The organism is Fontivita pretiosa (assembly GCF_050410795.1).
In the GTDB taxonomy this organism is placed as follows: Bacteria; Planctomycetota; Phycisphaerae; order Tepidisphaerales; family Tepidisphaeraceae; genus Fontivita; species Fontivita pretiosa.
Genome location: NZ_CP191258.1, coordinates 734,904 through 755,566, shown reverse-complemented (window position 1 = coordinate 755,566; position 20,663 = coordinate 734,904). Strand labels below are relative to the sequence as shown.

General features: G+C 64.5%; 18 protein-coding genes. 11 read left to right on the top strand and 7 right to left on the bottom strand.

What is annotated here, in order from left to right:
- Positions 1–50: 50 nt before the first annotated feature.
- From atpF to ACQS5P_RS02910, 5 genes are all read right to left on the bottom strand, one after another.
- Entirely contained in the window at positions 51–707 is a 657-nt protein-coding gene (gene atpF, locus ACQS5P_RS02930) for a F0F1 ATP synthase subunit B (protein ID WP_428939409.1), read from the bottom strand.
- Positions 708–812: 105 nt separating this feature from the next.
- Positions 813–1,085 carry an ATP synthase F0 subunit C gene (atpE, locus tag ACQS5P_RS02925; protein WP_428939408.1) on the bottom strand — a complete coding sequence of 91 codons (273 nt, stop codon included), beginning with the start codon at positions 1,083–1,085 and terminating at the stop codon, positions 813–815.
- Between the two features lie 231 nt (positions 1,086–1,316).
- The gene (locus ACQS5P_RS02920; RefSeq protein ID WP_428939407.1) at positions 1,317–2,462 is read right to left on the bottom strand and encodes a F0F1 ATP synthase subunit A; all 1,146 of its coding nucleotides are present in this window, start codon (positions 2,460–2,462) and stop codon (positions 1,317–1,319) included.
- Between the two features lie 16 nt (positions 2,463–2,478).
- Positions 2,479–2,901 carry a hypothetical protein gene (locus tag ACQS5P_RS02915; protein WP_428939406.1) on the bottom strand — a complete coding sequence of 141 codons (423 nt, stop codon included), beginning with the start codon at positions 2,899–2,901 and terminating at the stop codon, positions 2,479–2,481.
- 103 nt (positions 2,902–3,004) lie between these two features.
- Positions 3,005–3,235 carry an AtpZ/AtpI family protein gene (locus tag ACQS5P_RS02910; RefSeq protein WP_428939405.1) on the bottom strand — a complete coding sequence of 77 codons (231 nt, stop codon included), beginning with the start codon at positions 3,233–3,235 and terminating at the stop codon, positions 3,005–3,007.
- 300 nt (positions 3,236–3,535) lie between these two features.
- Here ACQS5P_RS02910 and ACQS5P_RS02905 point away from each other — a divergent pair, with 300 nt between their 5' ends.
- The 4 genes from ACQS5P_RS02905 to ACQS5P_RS02890 all read left to right on the top strand — a co-directional run bounded on the left by ACQS5P_RS02905 (position 3,536) and on the right by ACQS5P_RS02890 (position 5,650).
- Positions 3,536–4,120, top strand: coding sequence for a hypothetical protein (locus ACQS5P_RS02905; protein WP_428939404.1), 585 nt, complete (start codon positions 3,536–3,538; stop codon positions 4,118–4,120).
- Between the two features lie 293 nt (positions 4,121–4,413).
- Complete coding sequence (locus tag ACQS5P_RS02900) at positions 4,414–4,827, top strand: hypothetical protein (protein WP_428939403.1); 414 nt, start codon at positions 4,414–4,416, stop codon at positions 4,825–4,827.
- A gap of 17 nt (positions 4,828–4,844) precedes the next feature.
- Positions 4,845–5,174, top strand: coding sequence for a DMT family protein (locus ACQS5P_RS02895; RefSeq protein WP_428939402.1), 330 nt, complete (start codon positions 4,845–4,847; stop codon positions 5,172–5,174).
- A gap of 104 nt (positions 5,175–5,278) precedes the next feature.
- A complete protein-coding gene (locus tag ACQS5P_RS02890) occupies positions 5,279–5,650 on the top strand; it encodes a hypothetical protein (protein WP_428939401.1) in 372 nt (123 codons plus the stop codon).
- A 134-nt stretch (positions 5,651–5,784) separates the two neighbouring features.
- Here ACQS5P_RS02890 and hrpB read toward each other — a convergent pair whose 3' ends face one another.
- Positions 5,785–8,259: an ATP-dependent helicase HrpB gene (gene hrpB, locus ACQS5P_RS02885; protein ID WP_428939400.1), complete on the bottom strand. Its 2,475-nt coding sequence runs from the start codon at positions 8,257–8,259 to the stop codon at positions 5,785–5,787.
- Between the two features lie 372 nt (positions 8,260–8,631).
- Here hrpB and ACQS5P_RS02880 point away from each other — a divergent pair, with 372 nt between their 5' ends.
- From ACQS5P_RS02880 to ACQS5P_RS02855, 6 genes are all read left to right on the top strand, one after another.
- On the top strand, positions 8,632–10,002 hold the full coding sequence (locus ACQS5P_RS02880) for an efflux RND transporter periplasmic adaptor subunit (protein WP_428939399.1): 1,371 nt from the start codon (positions 8,632–8,634) through the stop codon (positions 10,000–10,002).
- A gap of 33 nt (positions 10,003–10,035) precedes the next feature.
- Positions 10,036–10,779: an ABC transporter ATP-binding protein gene (locus ACQS5P_RS02875; RefSeq protein WP_428939398.1), complete on the top strand. Its 744-nt coding sequence runs from the start codon at positions 10,036–10,038 to the stop codon at positions 10,777–10,779.
- On the top strand, positions 10,767–12,029 hold the full coding sequence (locus ACQS5P_RS02870; RefSeq protein ID WP_428939397.1) for an ABC transporter permease: 1,263 nt from the start codon (positions 10,767–10,769) through the stop codon (positions 12,027–12,029). Before ACQS5P_RS02875 ends, ACQS5P_RS02870 begins: the two co-directional genes overlap by 13 nt.
- A 93-nt stretch (positions 12,030–12,122) precedes the next feature.
- Entirely contained in the window at positions 12,123–13,751 is a 1,629-nt protein-coding gene (locus tag ACQS5P_RS02865; protein WP_428939396.1) for a TolC family protein, read from the top strand.
- A 382-nt stretch (positions 13,752–14,133) separates the two neighbouring features.
- On the top strand, positions 14,134–14,991 hold the full coding sequence (locus tag ACQS5P_RS02860; protein ID WP_428939395.1) for a hypothetical protein: 858 nt from the start codon (positions 14,134–14,136) through the stop codon (positions 14,989–14,991).
- Between the two features lie 108 nt (positions 14,992–15,099).
- Positions 15,100–16,155, top strand: a complete 1,056-nt coding sequence (locus tag ACQS5P_RS02855; protein WP_428939394.1) for a phosphotriesterase family protein — start codon at positions 15,100–15,102, stop codon at positions 16,153–16,155.
- A gap of 39 nt (positions 16,156–16,194) precedes the next feature.
- On the opposite strand, the gene ACQS5P_RS02850 is transcribed toward ACQS5P_RS02855, so the two are convergent.
- On the bottom strand, positions 16,195–18,024 hold the full coding sequence (locus ACQS5P_RS02850) for a right-handed parallel beta-helix repeat-containing protein (RefSeq protein ID WP_428939393.1): 1,830 nt from the start codon (positions 18,022–18,024) through the stop codon (positions 16,195–16,197).
- A 102-nt stretch (positions 18,025–18,126) separates the two neighbouring features.
- On the opposite strand from ACQS5P_RS02850, the gene ACQS5P_RS02845 reads away from it, so the two are divergent.
- Positions 18,127–20,631 carry a glycoside hydrolase family 38 C-terminal domain-containing protein gene (locus ACQS5P_RS02845; RefSeq protein WP_428939392.1) on the top strand — a complete coding sequence of 835 codons (2,505 nt, stop codon included), beginning with the start codon at positions 18,127–18,129 and terminating at the stop codon, positions 20,629–20,631.
- Positions 20,632–20,663: the final 32 nt, after the last annotated feature.

Sequence of the window (20,663 nt, the reverse complement as noted above, 5' to 3'; positions counted from 1 at the left end):
TCCGGCTGCGCCAGGCACCGGGCATGGCCCCGACGCCCGTGACGACTGTGCTATCGAATCGTCTGTAATTGCTCCAGGCTCTGACGTACCAGTTCCTGCTGATCGGCCGGATTCAGGTTCCGCCGCAGAATCTTCTCGGCGATGCTGGTGGCCAGCTCAGCGGTGCGCTGGTAGATTTCCCGCAGCGCCGCGTCGCGCGCGGCTTCGATCTCCTTGTTGGCGCGTTCCTTGATCTCCTCGGCCTCGGACTGCGCCTTCATGCGGATCGTAGTAGCCAGCTTTTCCCCCTCGAGGGTGGCGTTGGCGAGCATCTGTCGGATCTGGTCTTCAGCGGAGGCGAGTTTGGCGTTGTATTCCCGCAGCGTGGCCTCGGCGCGCGCCCGCGCGGCCTCGGCTTCGGCAATGTCGTTGCGGATCCGCTCCTCGCGCTTCTTCAGTCCGGCCAGCACGTTCTTCCAGGCGGTCGGATACAGGATCGCCAGCATCACCACGAAGATGATCACGGTCCACAGCGCCTGCATCCAGGTTTCCGCCTGGGTCGGGTCGGGCAACAACCCGGGCTTTTCGTGGGCGGCTTCGGTTGCGTGGGAACCGCTCTGGCCATGCTGGGCGATCTGCCCCGGCTCTTCGGCGGCGGCTGCACCCGCCGGCCTGCCCAGCAGCAGCCCGCTGCCCAGCACCAGCATCAACATGATTCGCATCCACATGCGCTTCACCTCGAATCTGTCCAACGGAATGACCGATCGCTTATGATCCGGTCGAAAGGCGCGCCGCGGACTGTTCATCCGCGACGCACCGATGCTTCAGGCGATTCAGAAGGTCGTGATTTTGTTGTTCATCAGCAGGGCGATCACCAGCGCAAAGAAGGTGAAGCCTTCGATCAGCGCCGCGGCGATGATCATGTTGGTGCCGATTCGCCCGCCGGCCTCCGGCTGACGGGCGATGCCTTCCATCGCCTGACCGGCCAGATGGCCGATTCCCTTGGCGGCGCCCCAGACGATCAGCCCGATGCCGATCCCGATGCCGAGCATCGCCGTTCCGTGATCCGGGAACATCGTGCTCTGCTGTGCAAGCAAGTCGAACATGGTGCAATCTCCTGCCGGAGCGTTTCCGGCGGCTGTGCGTCGCATCGCGGCCGGATAACGACGTTGGCCAGGCGGCGACGCGGATGATGTTGTGCCGAACTTAAGTCAAGTTATGCCCGGGCGTCGGCTGCTCGCGGGCCAAGCTCAGTGGCCAGTGGTCCGTTGCCAGTGGCCTGTTGTATTCCGCACTTCGCTGGCCGCTGACCGCCGGTCAGTGGCCACTTGCGTCGGCTAGTGCTCCGGCGCCACGGCTGACGCGATGAACAGCGTCGTCAGGAACGTGAAGATATACGCCTGGAGGAACGCGACGAACAATTCCAGCAATCGGATCAGCAGGCTCAGGGCTGTGACCGGCACGCCGATGCCGATCTGCGCGATCACGCCCGCGGTCACCGGAATCAGCAGCACCAGCGCCGCCAGCACAATGTGCCCGGCAATCATGTTGGCGAACAAACGAATCATCAGGGCGAACGGCTTGATCACCGCGCCGATCAGCTCCAGCGCCAGAAGCACCAGCCACATGGGCACGTCGATGGCCCAGGCCAGCTTCGACTGCCCCGGCCCCGGCTTGAACGGGTGGGGGGCGAAGTTCCAGAAATACAGGGGCACTGCCAGAAGCAGCGCCGCCACGGGATTCAGCCCCTTGCCGTGCGGGTGGTCGTGATGGACGTCGCCCTGGCGTATGCCGTTGCGGGTGTGCGGGCCCGCGAACTCATCGTCTTCATAATGGCCTGTGGGCCTGCTGATAGCGCGGATATCGGCCGGTACGTCGGCGGGCAGTGCCTCGCCGCGCACGTGCTCCAGGTCGTGCGCCGCCTCGTGCGGCGGCTGCCCGCTGGCGCTGTGCTCCTCATGATGCTCCTCATGCGGGTGATGCCCGTAGGTGCCACTCATCAGTGCCCAGGCCACCTGCCAGATTCCATTGACGTGGATGAACAGGAACGCCACGATCGCCAGCGCGCCGGTGGTCGTGAGGTTGCCGGTGGCCGTCCCGCCCAGGTGCGATGGCCGGCCCGTGATGATCGTGATGATCTCCGCGATGGGGATCTGCCCCAGCAGGTTGCAGAAGAGGATGAAGAAAAACAGGGTCCAGAGGAACGGGACGAAGCGGTCGGTGTGCTCCTTGAGCGCCGGGCGGAATACCTCCACGCGCAGGAACTCCAGGATTGACTCAAAGAAGTTGCGGGCGCCGTGTGGGGCGTCCTCGAACGGGCGGCGGAACAGCGGCGGAAAAATCGCCAGCATCAGCACCGCCGCCACCAACGCCATCAACATGTGATTGGTGAGCTGGAATGGTCCGATGTGCAGGTGCACATCGTGCGGCAGCACGTGATCAAGCGGATCGGCGGCGGCGAGCAGAGCGTTCAAGGTCGGCATAGGGCTTTGTCGAGACTCAATTGAATCCTGAGGGTGGATTGGGGCGGCGGTTGTGCCCGGCGGCGGTGAGCGGCGCCGAGCGGACCTGATGCACGAACCCTGCCGCCAGAACCGTCAGAGTTACCCAATAAAACGCCAGCAGCCACAGGGCGTAGGGCGTGCTGAGCGGGACTCCGGCGGCCCAGACTGCGCCGCCCAGCGCCAGGGACCCCAGCAAGTGCAGCGACAGCCCGAGCAGGGCAGCCTGCGCGACGCCCGCCTGATCGGCGTGGCGGGTCCATAGCAGCACGGTCGCCGCGCCTGCGCCGGACAGCAAGGTCACCACTGCCGCCGCCAGCATGGCATGCGGATGCGGATCCCAACCGATGCCGGCGGCCAGGCACAGGCCGGCAGCGGCGGTGACGATCACAGCTAGGGGAATGGCAAACAGCGTCCGCATTGGCGACGCTCCGATGCTTCGACGCTCCAAAACGCCGGGTCGCAGGAGCTGAGTTGTCTGGACCTTCCATCCTCCGCGACGAACCGGACTGCCCGGCGGAGGTTCACTGCCGATTCATCCGCAGCGCTTCCTTGATCAACAGGTACAAGCCGCCGGCAAGACCCAGCATCGTTCCGACCACCACGCCCCAGGGCGTCCAGCCGAAGCGGCTGTCCAAAAACGCTCCGACGACGTACCCGAGCGCCACGCCAACGGCGATTTCCAGGCCGATGCCCACGTATCGGCCCCAGTTGCCGTTTTCACCGTCGGAACGCTGCTGGTGAGGCTGGGGCACAAGTGGCCTCGCTTGCACCGCTATCGCCCGGCTTGGGCGAACGCTGCGGGTTCGCTTGTCCGGGTACGACAATTCTGGGCGGATCGTGCTTTTTGGCACAAGCCGCTCGCCTGACATCCGCATGATCCTTTACCTTCACTACCGCTTACGCATCTTGACGGCCTGGACCGCGGATGAGGGGCGTTAGCCTAGTGGCAGGCTCGGTTCAGGTCAAGCCGCCTGAGAATCTTACGACCGATCTCCTTTGATCCGCTGCAACATATCTGGCACAATGCGCGTTACGCTGGGAGGGAAACAGCTATGTTGATGCAAACAAACAGCTACGTCGTTCCTCGGGAGAAGCGTGCCGAGCACGCGCGGCTGTTGGCGCGCTTCCGGCAGACCCTGGCCCGGCTGGGGTGCGAGGACTTTGAGTGCTACGAACAGGTTGGGGCCAACTGGAGCGGCAGCGAGACCACCGGGCGGTTTGTCCAGATCATGCGCTTCCGCGATCGCAAGCACCAGCAACAGGTGCAGTCGGCGGAGCGCGGCGATCCGCAGGCGCAGGCGCTGATCAAGGAATTCTGCGAGTTGATCAATTTCCCATATCAGCAGGAGCACGGACTGTTTGCGGCGGGGTTTTATTCATCGGTGCTGGCCACGGCGCCAGCGCACGTTCCGGCCGCAACGCCCCCACCCGTCCCGCCAGCGCGCCCCGATGCGCCGCCGGCTGACCAGCCGCAAAACAGGCAACAAGCTGCACGGGGCGTGGAAAGCGGATCGGGCAACGGACATGCCCAACCCACACCGCACGTGCCGCCCGTCGAACCGCGATTCGAAGACCTGGATATCTCCGACGATCCGATCGATCCGGCCCAGATCGATCCCTCGGTTCACCGCTCGTAGCGGTCGTGGGCTCGCCGGCTGAAGGAGCCAAGCGGCGGGCTTCCAAACCACGGGCGGAAATCTAACCGCCGGCGCGGTGGGATGGGGCTATGATGCTTATCGGGCGGTATACGCCGCAGGGACGTTGCCGTTTGCATGATCCGTACGCAACGTCGCCGCGGCCTGGTTTTGCAGCCAACGGCACCCGCATTGGCCGTCAAGCACCCGCCGGATAGGGTCGATCCTGCGTGGTCGGGATCCGTTGCGGCGGGAAATGCGCTGCCGCCCCTGTCGGAGGCGTCGAGGTGCGCGCCATGCTCAAGAACATCTTCCGCACGATCGTGAGCCTGCTGTTCATTTTGGGCTGGGGTCTGGCGGCGCTGTCGCTGCACGTGATCCGCACTCCCGACGAGATTCCCATCACGCTGCTGCCCAAGGAGCGGCTGGGATTCACCGACACCTACGTCGATACCCGCCACTGGACTCTGGATGATGTGGCTTTGCATAAGCCGCTGGTGGAAAAGCTGGTACGCAGCGGCAAGGCGGACGTGCTCAAGCACCTGATCAGCGAGCGCGGCTCAGATCCCGCTGCCCAGCTCACAGAAGCTCTGCATCGCCAGCCAAAGGCAGCAGAACCGTCCAAAAACCCATCCACAGGGCAGGCCGGCGCCGAACCGCCCGCCACCAGCGCCGAAAAACCCGCCAGGAAGTTTCTCGGACTGTTTTGACGATCTTCTGTTGAAGCATGATCACGGTCCTGCTGCTGTTGCTGTCGAATATCTTCATGACCTTTGCCTGGTACGGGCATCTCAAGCACCGTGACTCGCCGCTGTGGTCGGCAATCATCGGGAGCTGGCTGATCGCCTTCGTCGAGTACTGTTTTCAGGTCCCGGCCAACCGCATCGGCAGCTATCAGTTCAGCACCACCCAGCTCAAGATCATCCAGGAAGCCATCACGCTGGTGGTCTTCATCGTGTTCGTGAAGCTCTATTTCGCCAACGAACCGCTGAAATGGAATTATCTGGTGGCGTTCGGCTTGATCTTCGCGGCGGTGGTGGTGGCCAATCGCTGGTGACGTTTCGCCCGCCGATCACGCTTTTTTCTTGAGTCAGTCCGGTGGGCAGGGGCCCTGATTATGCCATCTTCAGAACCGGATGGAATTCGGATACAGTTGGCGGCGTGGCAAAGGTGACGATCATTTTCGGGGCTCTGCTGATCATTCTTGGTGTCGGTGGATATGTGCTGACCGGCGCGCAGTCGATCACTGCGTTGATCCCCGCGATGGCGGGCGTGGTCTTTACGATTCTCGGTGCGGTGGGGCTGAAACCCCCCGCACGCAAGCACGCGATGCACGCCGCCGCCGCACTGGCGCTTCTGGGATTCCTCGGCACGCTGCCCGGTGTGATCAAGCTTGTTCGATGGGCTGGCGGAACCGAGCCGGCGCGACCGGCGGCCGTCATCAGCCAGTCCATCATGGCCGGGCTGTGCCTGATCTTCCTCGTGATGTGCATCCGCTCTTTCGTGCAGGCCCGTCGCAATCCCGCTGCGTAGACCACTGCAATGCGAGGGCCCCCGGCGCGGAGCGGACACAATGGCCCGATGGTGAGTTTGCCAGGTTGTGTCACGGGCGTCCCGCACCCTGCAATCACCGCCGGCACCGGAGAGCTGCGTCCCCGTCATTCGGCTCACCGTCGTCGGCCGCCTTTGGCCTGCGGCTTGGCGCTGAGCGGATCCTCCGGCCAGGAGTGTTTGGGGTAGCGCACGCGCAGGTCCTTTCGTACATCAAAGTAGGTCGTTTTCCAGAAGCTGCTCAGGTCTGAGGTGATCTGCACGGGACGGAGATTAGGCCCCAGCAGATGCAGCACGACGGGCACTCTGCCGGCGGCGATGCGAGGAGTGTCGGTCCAGCCGAACAGCTCCTGCAATCTCACGGCCAGCACCGGCGGCTGGCCCGCTGCGTACTGCACGCGAATGCGACTGCCGCTGGGCACTTGAATCGTCTCCGGGGCATGCTCGTCCAGCAGACGCTTCAACGGATAGGGCAGACGCGATTGAAGAAACGGAAGCGGTGAGATGCGCTCGACTTCCTCGACGCTGCGTCTGCCCTGGCACATCTCCGAGACGATCTGCGCCGGATCGAACGTCGGCCAGTCGTGCTCGGGCATGGCGCGACGCAGCAGATCGACGCGGGCCAGGAACGTGGCGGCCTCGTCGTTGCGCCACAGCAGCGCTGCGGCGTCGGGCTTGAGCACTTCGGCCAGGATGTTGCCCGCCTCCTGCGGATCGACTGGTGCGTCGCGCTCCTGTCTGATCGCCAGATCGCGGTAGCTCACAGTGCTCAGACACACGACGCGTCGACGCTGCGCGTCGAAGACAAGTTTTCGTTCGCGCCGGATCTCGTGCGGAAAATATTCCTCGAGCCATTGCGGCTGGATGCCGCTGGCGATACGGACCAGCGCTTCGCGTGTCGGGCTGCGGTCGTCCTGGCGGGCTTCCAGCGCGACGAAGAACTCGTGTTGCCGTACGACCGATTCGGCCGCCAGTCGCACGCCGCCGCCGCCCACCATCACGCCCGCCGACGGATCCGTGGCGCGCCTTCGACAAACGCGATCCGGATAGCCCACCAGCGCCAGCCGCAGCATCGCCTCTTCGCGGTCGTGGTGTCGTGGAATTGCCGGGCGAGTGATCGTTCCTCCGATGCGGATCAACTCATCCCGCAGCCGCGCGACCTGAGGATTGCTTTCGATCAGCTCCAGCCGCACGAACAGGTCGCTGGCCGCCTGCGTCTCGAGGACGCGATCGTCCGGGGCGATGTCCTTTTCGCTGAGCAGGGCGGCGACGGCGGCGCCCTCCGTGAGCATGTCCTGTTCGACGGCGGCGATGAGCAGCCTGGCCAGCCGGGGATGCACCGGCAGCGAAACCATCTGCTGCCCGAGCTTCGTGATTTTCCCGCGCTCGATGGCGCCGAGCATTTCAAGCAATCGTTCGGCCGATGCGATCGTCGCCTCGGGTGGCGCCTCGAACCATGCGAAGCTGCGTGGGTCGGGCTTGCCCCAGGCGTGCAGGGCCAGCACCGTCCCGGCCAGGTCCACCCGCCGGATTTCCGGCAGCTCGAAGTCGGGCATCGCGTGGAATTCCTTTTCGCTGTACAGGCGAATGCACAACCCCGGCGCAGTCCGGCCGGCGCGTCCGGCTCGCTGCCGGGCTGAAGCTTTGCTGATCCGTTTCAGGTCCAGCCGATCCAGCCCCCGCTGCGGATCATACCCGGCCACGCGCGCCAGGCCGCTGTCGATTACCACCCGCACGCCTTCGATGGTCAGCGAGGTTTCGGCAATGTTGGTCGCGAGGATGATTTTGCGCTGCGGACAAGGCTCCAGGGCACGGTTCTGCTGTTCGGGCGGCAGGCTGCCGTGCAGAGGGAAAACACGAAACCGCCCGCGATCCGCAACGGATGCGATTTCGCGCGCGGTGCGGTTGATCTCCTGCACCCCCGGCAGGAACACCAGGATGTTACCTTCCTCGCGCCAGCGGACATGTTCTGTTGCCTCCGCCACGCGCTGCGGCAGCGGCTGACCCGACGCAACGGCGACGTGCTCGATCTGGATCGGATAGGTTCGACCGGGAACTTCGATGATCGGACAATCCCCGAGAAACCCGGCGACAGGCGCGGCGTCGAGCGTCGCGGACATCACGACGATCATCAGGTCGGGGCGGACGGTCTGGCGGACCTCCCGCAGCAGGGCGATCGTCAGATCCGTGTGGATGCTGCGCTCATGGAACTCGTCAAGGACGACGGCACCGACGCCTTGCAAAAACGGGTCCTCGATGAGCTGGCGCGTGAGGATCCCCTCGGTCAGCACACGCAGACGCGTGCGCGAGGTCAGGCGGCGATCAAAGCGGACGTGCCAGCCGACCTCCTGGCCGATGTGCCAGTCGTTTTCGGCGGCGATGCGCATCGCCGCCGCGCGAGCGGCCACGCGCCGCGGCTGGAGCATCACCAAATTCGGGTGTTCCGGGCCGAGCAGATCGGATTTGACAATCGCCGGCGGAATACGCGTCGTCTTGCCCGCGCCCGGCTCAGCCACCACCACCAGCGCGCGGCTTTGTCGCAATTGGCCCAGGATTCGGGGAATATGTTCATCGATTGGCAGCGGCGTCATGATGCAGATGCTGATGGTGTGGATAAGAGTTCCCGTACGCAAGCGCCGCGATGATGGAGCACGCCCACCTGTATCACAGGCGTCGCGCCCGTGCCCGGCTCGGACTTTCGAACTCGAGCGCACCCTGCATGGCCGGGACGGCCATGCCACAGTTGGTTCGTCTCCGCTGGCGTCGCACGCACCTGCGTGCTGCCCAATAAATGGGCACGCGCGGCTGAAATCTTCCCGGTCATTGGACGTATGGAGTTGCAGCGTGGACCAAGGTATCCTCAAAGCATTCCCGCGCACGATTCCGGCAGCCCATTGGGCGCATGCGACATGGGGAATAGAGCCAGACCAGACACAAGGCACAGCAGAAAGGGCGGAACTGCGGTGAAGACGCTGCTGACGGTGGTGATCACCCTGGCGGTTGTCGGCTCGCTGGCCGGCACCGGCATGTGGATCAAGGCGCGCAACCACAAGCCGGATGATGACGCCGTTGCCGTTCGCGTCGAACCGGTACACAGGGGCCGGCTCATCGAGATCGTCGCCTCGCCGGGCGAAATCCAGCCGCGAACCAGGGTCTCCATCAGCGCCAAGGTCTCCAGCCGGATCATCGAGCTGCCATTTAAGGAGGGCGAGTCAGTCCGGCAGGGAGACGTAATCGTCAGGCTGGACTCTTCGGACCTTGAGGCGATCCTGCGCTCGGCGCAGGCGCGGTACGCGGCGCAGCAGGCGAACATTCAGGTCGCCCAGGCCAGAGTCGAGGCGCAGCGGTCGCAACTGGCCGGGCTTCGCGCCGCCCTGGCCGAAGCCAATCGCGATCTGGATCGGCAGAGGGGATTGCTCGCCAGCAAAGACGTGAGCCAGGCCGTGGTCGATGCGGCGCAGCGACGGCTGGACGAGGCTCAGGCCGCCTACGACGCGGCGCAGCACTCGCTTCGCGCCGACGAGGCGAACCTGCTGGTGCTCAAACATCAGCTCGAAGCCGCCGACGCCGAAATCGCCCGCGCCCGAGAGGACCTGAGCTATACCACGATCACCTCGCCGATTGACGGTGTGGTCACGGTGATCAACGCCAAAGTCGGTGAGCTGGTCGTCACAGGCACGATGAACAATCCCGGCACGGTGATCATGGAGGTGGCCGACCTCTCGAAGATGCTCGTGCAGGCGCGGGTGGACGAGACGGACGTGGCCAACGTACAGGTGGGGCAGACGGCGCGCTGCTACGTGCAGGCGTACCCCGATCGTGTCTTCAGCGGCAAGGTGGTGGCCGTGGCGCTGGCGCGCACGGTGGATCGTGGCGGCAATCAGATGCGCTTCGACGACGCCAAGACCTTCAAGGTCGAAATCCTTCTGGACACCGCACCGGACGAGCGGATCTACTCCGGGCTTACCGCCGACGTCGAGATCGAGACCCGCACGCATTCGGATGTGCTGAAGGTGCCCAGCCAGTGCGTGCTGGGCCGGCCAACCGACGAGCTGCCGCAGGCCATCCGGGACAACAACCCCTGCGTCGATAAGACCAAGACCACCACCACCGTGGTTTACCGCTTCATCGACGGCAAGGCGGTCGTCACCCCTGTGATCGTCGGGCCGAGCGACATCAGTCATACGCTGATCCGCTCCGGGCTGAGCGAAGGCGACAGGATCATCACCGGCCCGTACAAGGTCCTGGAGAAGCTTGCCCACGATCAAAAGGTGAAGGAGGAAACCAAACCGGCGACGCAGGCGAGCACGCAGCCGGCAACGCAATCGTCGTGATCCATTGTTCGGTCGGCGCTTCCCGTGCCACGTATGAGCTCTTCCAACGGACATCCCATCATCCGGCTGATCGACGTGACCAAGGTCTATCGCGTCGGAGTGGAGCAGATCCGAGCGCTCAACGGGGTGAGTCTGGAGGTCCGGGCCAACGAATACGTGGCGGTGATGGGTTCCTCGGGATCCGGCAAAAGCACGCTGATGAACATCATCGGGTGTCTGGATCGTCCCACGTCCGGCGTATACGAGCTGGACGGCCGGCCGGTCAGTTCGATGGGCGCCGCCGCTTTGGCGCGGGTCCGCAATGAGCGCATCGGCTTTGTGTTTCAGTCGTTCGAGCTGTTGCCCAGGCTCAGTGCCCTGAAGAACGTCGAGCTGCCGTTGATCTACTCGCCCAGCGGATGGTGGACTCGCCGCCGGCAGGCACGCCAGGCGCTGGAGCGCGTGGGGCTGGGCGACCGGATGAGGCATCGACCCAATCAGCTTTCCGGAGGCCAGAGGCAGCGAGTCGCCATCGCGCGGGCGCTGGTGGCGCGACCGACGATCCTGCTGGCAGACGAACCCACCGGTAACCTCGACAGCGCCACCAGCGAAGAAATCCTCGGGCTTTTCCAGCAGCTTCACCGCGAAGGACAGACGATCCTGCTGGTCACGCACGAGGCCGACGTGGCGCGACACGCCCGGCGCATCATCCGGATGAAAGACGGCAAAATCGTTTCGGATCTGCCGGTGGAAAAAGACGCCGTCAGTGGGCTGTCCATCGCATCATGGTCTGGCTGATCTACCAACTTCTCTCCCCGCTGCGACTCGGCTATCAGAGTGCCGTGCTGGCCATGGCGCAGATCTGGGCCAACAAGACCCGGGCGATCCTCACGACGATCGGGATCATCATCGGGGTGGCTTCGGTGACCGCCGTCATCGCCGCACTGACGGGGCTGAAGAGCAAGGTTCTGGCGGATTTTGAGACGTTCGGGACGAACAAGATCTTCATATTCGCCTGGCGGCCGGAGTACGGCCCGAAGCGTTACGCGCCGTGGTGGGCGTTTCGGTTCAAGCCGCAGGAGTTCGACGGCCTGCTGGAGCACTGTCCGTCGGTGGCCCGGTTCACGCGCATCGCCGAGATGCGACGGCAGGTCTCGTTCCAGCAGACGCAACTGGACAATGTTGAGGTGATGGGCATCGAGCCGGACTGGCATCGGATCGAGAACCGCTCGGTGATCGAGGGCCGGCCGTTCTCGCTGATCGACAACGAGCAGGCGCGTCCGGTGTGTCTGGTAAGTCCGGCGCTGCGGGATCGACTGCGGCTGGATCGCGACTGCATCGGGCAGTCGATCATGGTGCAGAGTGATCGCTATCTGATCGTCGGCGTGATCGAGCCGCCGCATCAGCTTGCGATTTTCGGCGACGGCGGACAGGGATACGAGGTGTTCATTCCGTTCAACACGGCGTGGCGGCGGTATCGGCCGGGGCTGTTCTGCATCGCCGCCAGCAAATCCGCCGACGTCTCGGAGGAGGCGCGCGCCGAGCTGAACTTCTTTCTTCGCAAGCAGCGACGACTCAAGCCCGACGAGCCCAACACCTTTCGCCTGGAAGTCCTTCAGCGGATCATCGAGCAGTTTCAGTCGGTGGCACTGGCGATCACGATGGTGGCGGCGGGGGTGGTGGGGATCTCGCTGCTGGTCGGCGGCGTGGGAATCATGAACATCATGCTCGTCAGCGTCTCGGAGCGAACGCGCGAGATCGGCCTGCGAAAGGCCGTCGGCGCCCGGCCGGCGGCCATCCTGCTTCAGTTCCTCGTCGAGGCGGTGATGATCTGTCTGTTTGGCGGGCTGATCGGAATCCTGTGCGGGTATGGATTGACGCGCGGGCTGGCGTCGATCCCCGGGGCATATCTGGACAAGGCGTATGTGCCTGCGTGGGCGGTGGCGCTCAGCTTCGGCTTTGCCGCCGCCGTCGGCGTCATCTTCGGCATGTTCCCCGCGATCAAAGCCGCCCGCCTGGACCCGATCGAGGCGCTCAGACATGAATAGGGCATGGCGATCAGGGCAGAGGACAGAATGGGAAGGAAAAAGGTAAGAAGCACCGAGTCAATCGGCAGATCGCTGCGCAGCGGGTGGACGCGTATGACACTTCTGCTCCTGCCGGCTGCTCTGTGCCCGGGGCTCTCCTGTCGGGATTTCGGCACGGGTGGCACCGGCGAGATCGTCGTGCCGCGCGATCGATTGCGGACGATCGAGCAGGTGGAGCTGGCGGATCTGTCCAGCTCGCCGCCGACGACCATGCCCGCAACATTGCCCACCACGCTGCCCGCCACCGCCCCGGCCGAAGTGCCCGAAGTCGCCATTACACTGGAAGAAGTCCGGCAGATGGCGCTGGCCAACAACCTGGACGTGCAGGTCGAGCTGCTCAGCCCGACGATCGCGCGCGAATCGCTCAGCGAGGTCGAAGCGCAGTTCGAATCGCTGTTCAGGCTCAACAGCGATTACGGGGTGAGCGACACGCCCACCGCCAGCCAGCTTGCCGGCTCCAACGTCAAGGACCTGAGCATTTCGCCGGGGCTGGTCCTGCCGCTGCGCACCGGCGGGACGGTGCAGCTCGCGGTGCCGATGAGCCGGCTGGAAACCAACAACCAGTTCTCGACGCTGAATCCCGCGTATACCTCGGACGTCTCGGCGTCGATCTCGCACCCGCTGCTCCGCGGCGCGGGGATCGCCGCCAATTCTCATCGCATTCGCGTCGCGTTTTACGACTACCAGATCAGCCAGGCTCGCACCAAGCTGGAGATCATCCGGGTGCTTGCGGCGGCCGAGCGCGTGTACTGGCGGCTCTATGCGGCGCGACGGGAACTGGAGGTCCGGCGCAAGGAGTATGACCTGGCGGTGGCGCAGCTCGAGCGCGCCCGCCGGCTGGTCGATGCGGGGCAGGCGGCCCAGGTCGAGATCGTCCGCGCCGAGTCGGGCGTGGCCGACACGATCGAGGCGATCATCAATGCCGAAAATGCCGTCCGCGACCGCCAGCGCGAACTGAAGCGCGTGCTCAACCAGCCCGGGCTGGAGATGAACACCCGCACCGTGCTGATCCCCGCTACTCTGCCCAACGCGCTGCAATACAGTCTCGATGCCGACCGGCTGGTTGATGCCGCGATGAAACATCGCATGGAGATGCTCGAGCTGGAGCTGCGGATCGCGCAGGAAACCAGCAGCGTCGCGTTCGCGCGAAACGATACGCTGCCGCTGGTCGTGCTGGATTACACGTACAACGTCAACGGTCTGGGGCCGGGGTGGGACGAGTCGTTCAACATGGTCTCCGACAAGAACTTCGAGGACCATCGGCTGGGATTGCGGATGGAAGTGCCGATCGGCAACGAAGCGGCACGCAGCCGCCTGCGACGGGCGCTGGCGACGCGGCTTCAGACGCTGACCTCGCGACAGCAGCGGGCGATGCTGATCACCCAGGAGGTGCTCAACGCCCTGGATCAGCTACAGGCCAACTGGCAACGCATCCTCGCCACGCGGCAGCGCACGATCCTGGCGGCGCGACTGCTTGACGCTGAAGTCCGACAGTTCGAGCTTGGGTTGCGGACTTCGACCGAAGTGCTGGCGGCACAGGCGAACCTGGCCAATGCCCAGTCGGCGGAGATCGCGGCAATCACGGAGTATCAGATCTCGCAGGTGGACATCGCCTTTGCGACGGGCATGCTTCTGGGGCAGGCCAAAGTCTCCTGGGCGCCCACGCCCGTGCCTAAACGGTAATTCCCGGATTCGCGCGCAGCTTTGCGCGCGGCGTGGTAGAATACCGCTGTTCAGTCCCGGGGGCCTGTGATCGATGGCGACGTTCAGCCCGCCGTGATGTTGCTCAACCGAGTCACAGTTGGGCACAGTGGTGCGTCTGTTCAACCAGCAAAGACAAACCCGCCAGCGACGGTCGCTGGCGGCGAATTGTTCTGTTCCGTCGCGAAGTCGCTTCTGCGGAAGTTGACGGCGATGGTCGAGAATCGTCGGCGGCCGGTTCGATCCGATCCGCTTCGAACGGCACTGTTGGCCATCATATTTGTCATTTCATTCATTCGACGACGACGATCGCATCGACTGCGCACTGGGCGCCTGCCGCGACGCCTGGCGAAAGGAGCTTCGTATGAAGCGCCGAATCGGTCGCAGCTCGGCTGGGCTTACCCTGGCCGACCTGCTCGTTGTCGTGCTCCTGATCCCCCTGTGCGCGGTGATGTTTCTCGGGTGTTGGCGAAGACACCTTGGCGGTAACAACCGCATCGGCTGCGCCAACAACCTCCGCAAGATCGGTCAGGCGATCCTGTTGTACTCCAACGAGAACGGCGGGGCGTATCCGATGACGGTCTACGTCGGCGGGCCCGTCGTCACGCCTACCTGGGGCACGGGCGCGGCCGCTACCGACCCGTTCAAGGCAGGCGGCCCCGGGCCCAACGATGTCAGCGCCGCGCTGTTCCTGCTCATCCGTACGCAGGAGATTACCTCCGAAGTCTTCACCTGCCACAGCAGCAACGCTGAGAGGTGGGACTTTGGCGGCGGGACGAACACGGCGCTGAGCTGCTCGAACTGGCCGGGCAAGGAGGGCGTGCTCAAGCATCTCAGCTACAGCTATCAGAACCCGTACGCGGATGACGGCGCGCTCAGCGCCAAGCCCCCGTTCAAGCTGAACAACTCCGTCACGGCCGGGTTTGCGGTGGCGGCGGACATCAATCCGGGCACCGCGGGCACGGATCAGAACGTGCTGGCGGTTACCAGCACGTCCAGCGCCCGCGCGATGAAGCAGGGCAACAGCCGCAACCACGGCGGCGACGGCCAGAACGTGCTGTATGGCGACGGGCATGTGGAGTTCCAGTCCAGCCCGTTCTGCGGCATCCAGCGCGACAATATCTACGCCCGCCGCGCGGGAGCCAGCGGTTTTGCCAGCAGCGACGTGGTCAATTCACCTCGCGACGGTAACGACAACGTCCTGCTGCCGACGGATGACTGAGCTGGCGAACACTTGACCATGCGGGCATCGGTGTCGGCAGCGCCGGGGCGTGCCAGTTGTCCCCTGGCCGTATGGCGTCGGCCGGTCAGATCGCTGATGATGATGAGCATGATCCGCATAACCGCGACAACTTCTCGACGCAACGTGCTGTGCGCGATGGCGTCGGCGGCGATCGCGGCGCCCTGCGCGCTGCTGGCCGCCAGCACCGCGCCCGCATCTCGCCCGCAAGGGCAGGTCATGACCGTCGATGGCCCGGTGCACGCATCGCAACTGGGCGTAACGCTGCCACACGAGCACCTGCTGGTGGATTTCATTGGCGCTGATCGCGCCACGCCCGACCGCTACGACCGCGATGATGTCCAGCGCGCGGTCCTGCCGCATCTGAAGCAACTGGCTGCGCTGGGTTGCTCGACGCTGGTTGATTGCACCCCCGCGTATCTCGGTCGTGATCCGATCCTGCTGAAGCGTCTGTCGCAGGCGTCGGGATTGAAGATCATCACCAACACCGGCTATTACGGCGCCGGGCCGGACTTTAAGTATCTGCCGCAGCACGCGCGTGACGAGTCGGTCGATCAACTCGCCCAGCGGTGGGTGCGCGAGTTCGAGCATGGCATCGACGGCACGGGCGTTCGTCCGAGCTTCATCAAGATCGGCGTAAACGAGTCGCCGCTGCACGAATTGCATCGCAAGCTGGTGCTGGCTGCGGCGCAGACACATCATCGCACCGGGCTGACGATCGCCAGTCACAGCGGCGACGGCAACGCGGCCCTGGAGCAACTGGCGATCCTGCGTGAGCAGGGCGTTGCTCCCCGCGCGTTCATCTGGGTTCATGCGCAGGTGGAACGCGACCCGGAGTTGCACGCGCGCATCGCGGAGATGGGCGCCTGGCTGAGCTTCGACGGCATCGCGCCGGAAACGGTCCAGCGCCACGTCGAGCTGGTCCTTGCGGCCAGGCGGCGCGGAAAGCTCGGACAGGTCCTGGTCTCACACGATGCCGGCTGGTATCGCCCCGGCGAAGCGGGTGGGGGCCACTTCCGCCCGTTTGACACCCTGTTCGTTCTGTTCCTGCCCGCCCTGCGCCACGCGGGGCTGACCGAAGCCGAGATCGCGCAACTCACCACTCACAACCCGGCCGCGGCGCTGACGCTCGGACCGACACGCTGAGCCGGCCGCCAATTGATGCGCGTCGCCTTGCCTGGCGGCTCATGATGCGTTCCATACTTTGCGATTGATCAGCCCGTCCGCGACATCCTCGAACGGGCCGGGGGCCGGGTTGGTGGCGCTGCGCGGCTGGCCGAAATAGTCGGTGTTGATCTGGATCGGCGTGCCATCAGGCTGCTCGTAGGCCGCCTGTGGAATCGAAGCCTTGCCCAGCAGCTCGCTGGTGATCAGTTTCCGCTGGTGGTCGGTGATCCAGGACCTGTCAAAACGCATCTCCAGATAGATTCCGTCGGGGCGTTCAACTAGTTTGATCTTCGGATCAAAGTCCGGCTTCACCAGGGCGTTGCTCTCATGCCGCGAGGGCTTGGCGCCGTTGACGTAGACGTTTCCGGCCATCCAGACGGGCAGTGCGGCCTCGTCGTAGCGGCGCAGGTCGGGGCGCTCGACGAAGACGTTGTTGTAGTAGCGGTCGTCGCCGCCGCGGATGTTGTCATGAAGCCCGGCGAGCTGAGTGGAGTGCGGTTTGTGATAGGGGGTCTGCCGCTCGTCGCCGAAGTTGATATGGAAAACTCCCGCGAAGAGGTTGTGAACGTACGCGCCGCCGCGCGACACGCTCAGCAATGATCCCTGCGAGAGCAGCACATTGTTGTCCACGACGAACGGCCCGTGGTTGACTTCCAGGAACAGATCCAGGTCGTTGTCATGGAACAGATTGCTCGACACCCGCGCGCCCTGCGCCATCCAGTCAAGCCAGAGGGCAAGACACGTGCGGTAAATGTGGTTGCGGCTGACTTCCACGTCGATCGCGCCGTGAAACTTGATGCCGGCCATCTCGGCGCCACTGAAGAGCCGGCGGACGTGGACGTCGTGAATCGTGTTGCCGGTGACGGTGCTGAACGCCGCGCCCATGCTGCCGACAATCCCCGCCTGCTCGCAGTGCGAAATCGTGTTGTTTCGGACGATATGGTGCCCGATGGTGTCCTTGTTCCAGCCGTTCTGTAAAGCGCGCTCGATCGTCCTGATGTAGCCTTCAGCGGTGTTGGCCGACGTGTTGTCCCATTCGTCGCCATACTTGCCCAATGAGATGCCCGAGCAGGTGGAATGGCTGATGGTGTTGTTCTCGATGATCCACCCCTTGCTCCAGTGGGTACCGATCAGGCCGATCTGCTCGGCGGTGGGCGGAGCCCAGGGCGTGGCGGCATGCCGCATCACAAAGCCGCGAACGGTGATGTAATTGATGCCCGGCTTTTCGGGATAGAACACCGTTCGCCGGACATTGACCTCGACAAGCTGCTCGTTCGGATCGGCATTTCTGAACTGCGCCCAGATCGTCGTATGCTGGTCGTCAACCTGAGCGAACCACAGGGGCGAATCGCCGGTCGGTTTCATCACCTCGTCAAGCGTCGCCGCTTCCGTGAGCCATTCGCCGTTGAGGTAGACCGCGCCGGTGTGATGCTCGCGTCCCCTGGGATCGAACCAGTCGCCGCGGATCACGTCCTTGAATGGGTTGAACGATCCGAACAGTGAGTTTGGGATCGTCGCCTTCCAGACATCGTGCTGCACTTTGATCCAGTTCTTGACGATTTCCGAGCCGCGGATCTCGACCTCTTCGCCCGGGGCGGCCTGATAGACGATGCGCCTGGTGTCCGATTCGCCGCCGCGTGGTGGGGCGACGCGCTCGCGGTAGATGCCCTCATGCACAGTGATGACATCCCCCGGCTGAGCCAGTCGCGCCGCCGCGGAAATCGTGCGCAACGGTCGCGCCGCCGTGCCTTCGTTGCTGTCGTTGCCTGTGGTGGAAACGTGGAATTCGTTGCCGCTGGCCATGGGAGTGAGAAACGTAAGAATGCCAAGCAGGATAGCGAGTCTCATTCGCAGTCTCCGGTAAGTTGAGCTGGATTTGCCTGATCATCCCAATCGCCGGTACTCTTTCAAGTGCCGCGGCGCCGATCAACCGCGGGGAGTCCAACCTGCATGCGCGACATCGTTTTCCACCTCATCCCCAATGCCCATCTCGATCCGGTCTGGCTGTGGGACTGGCGCGAGGGATTGAACGAAGGCCTGACGACCTGCCGCACGATCCTGGACCTGATGGACGAGGACCAGCAGCTCACGTTCATCCGTGGCGAGACGGCGATCTACGAGCACATCGAGCGCACCGACCCGCCGACGTTCGCGCGGATCAGGAATTACGTGAAATCCGGCCGATGGGATCCTGTTGGCGGGACGGTCATTCAGCCGGACACGAACCTCCCGGACGCCGAGACCCTGGCCAAGCACTTTACGCACGGGCAGCGGTATTTGCTGAGCCGGTTCGGAAGGATCTCGCGTGTGGCGTGGGCGGCGGATTCGTTCGGGCACTCGGCTGGCTTACCGCAAATCCTGCGCGCCTGCGGGATCGAGTATTTCGCGTTTACGCGACCGAGCCAGGAGATCCTGCCGATCGACGGCCCGGCGTTCTGGTGGGAAGGCCCGGGCGGGGCGCGCGTGCTGGCGTATCGCCCGCCCGTCGGCTGGTACGGCGCCGAACGCGATGAGATGCCGCGACGCCTGGACGAGCTGCTCGCCGCAGCCGACAAGGGCAGGCTCACCAACGTCGCGTGCTTTTTCGGGCTGGGCAACCACGGCGGCGGGCCGACGCGCCGGCATCTTCACGACATTCGCGCCTGGGCCGAAACGCATCCGCGGGTGAAGCTGATCTTTTCGGGCCTGCACAGGTTCTTCGACGCCCTGCGCCGCGAAGTTTCTCGCGGCCCGAAGGATCTGCTGCCGGTGCATCGTGGCGAGCTGAACTTCGTGTTGCGAGGGTGTTACAGCTCGGTGGCGAAGTTCAAGTTCGCGTATCGTCGCACCGAGAACATCCTCCAGCGCGCCGAGCGGGCGCAGGCGCTGACCGGCATGAATGGCTCATCCTCGCGCTCGAAGCGACGCGGCGGCGGGGCGGTGGCGAGCCTGTACTCGGCCTGGCACGGATTGCTGTTCAACAGCTTTCACGACATCCTGCCCGGCTCGTCGATCGAGCGCGCGTTTGACGACCAGCTCGCGTGGATCGGCGGGTGCTACCATGCAGCGCAGCAAGCCGAGTTCGCGGCTCTGAACGCGCTGGCTCGCCAGATCGATACGCGCGTGCGCCCGCCCGCCGATGACATGCCCGCGGGTGTGCCCATGCTGCTGTGGAATCCGCACCCGCGAGCATATCGGGGTCCTGTTGAGCTTGAGGCTTCGCTGGACTATCGCCCGATCTGGAAATACCGCAAGGCCGTCGATGCTCTGCCCGTGCGCGTGAGCGACGCTGAGGGCAGGGACATCCCGTTTCAGGTCATCGAAACCGAGCATCATTCGCTGGTGGATGTTCCCTGGCGGCGGCGAGTGCTCATCAACGCCGAGCTGCCCGCCTGGGGATGGAATGTCATCGAGATGGCCTACGACGAGGCCGCCAAGCCCGTGGCGATCCAGACGCAAGTCGCCGCCGCCGACAACCAGATCACCAATGGTGAATTCCAGGTGCGAGCGACGATCGGTGCGACAGGAATCCACATCGAGCGCAACGGCCAGCCGATCTTTGACCCTCCGGGTCTGCATGCGATCACGGTGGAAGATCCGTGGGGCTCGTGGGGCGGGATGTCGGAGCAGCCCGAGTCGCTGAAGCTGACCACGGTACGCCACCGCTGGACGATCAGCGACGTTCACGTGCTGGAGCGTGGCCCGCTGCGGGCGGCGATGTGGGTGCAACTGAAGGGGGGCGATTCGCGGCTTGAGCTGACGTTCTTCTGTGTTCAGGGGCGAAGGTGTGTGGATGTGTCGGCGCGGCTGCTGTGGAACGAGCGATCGGCCAGGCTCAAGCTCGTGCTGCCCTGTGGCGACCGTGCGGTATTTCAGGTTCCCGGGGCGGTCATCGAGCGGCAGCCGGGTCTGGGCGAAGTGCCCGGCGGGAGGTGGGTGCGCATCGCCGGGCCGCGACGAAGCGTGGGTTTGGCATCCGATGGGTTGTACAACTTTGACGCAGGCGATGGTGTGTTCCGCGCGACGGTCTGCCGCGCGTCGCGATATGCCGACGATGTGTACACGCCTGCGGATGCACAGCCCTGGCGCGCCGCTGTCGATGCCGGGGAGCTGAAGTTCAAGTTCCTGATCTGCGATGGGGACGATCCGGCGTTGCCGCTGCTGGCGGAGGAGCTTGAGCAGCCGCCGGTGGCGTTGCCTGTGCCGCCACACCCGGGCAAGCTGCCGCGCCGCGGTTCGCTTGGCCTGCTTGAGCCGTCATCCCTTCGCGTGATGGCGCTGAAGCCGGCCGAGGATGGCAGGGGACTGATTCTTCGCGTGCAGGAGACCGCGGGGAAGCACACAATTGCGAAGCTCAGACTGATGGACGAATCGGTGCGGCTCACGAAACTGTCGCCTTATCAGATTATGACCTGGCGACTGATTCGGCAGGCGGGACGCTTCAAGGCCACAGCGACCGATGCGATCGAACGATAACAAGTAAGTCGTACACCCGCGGTATGCCGTGT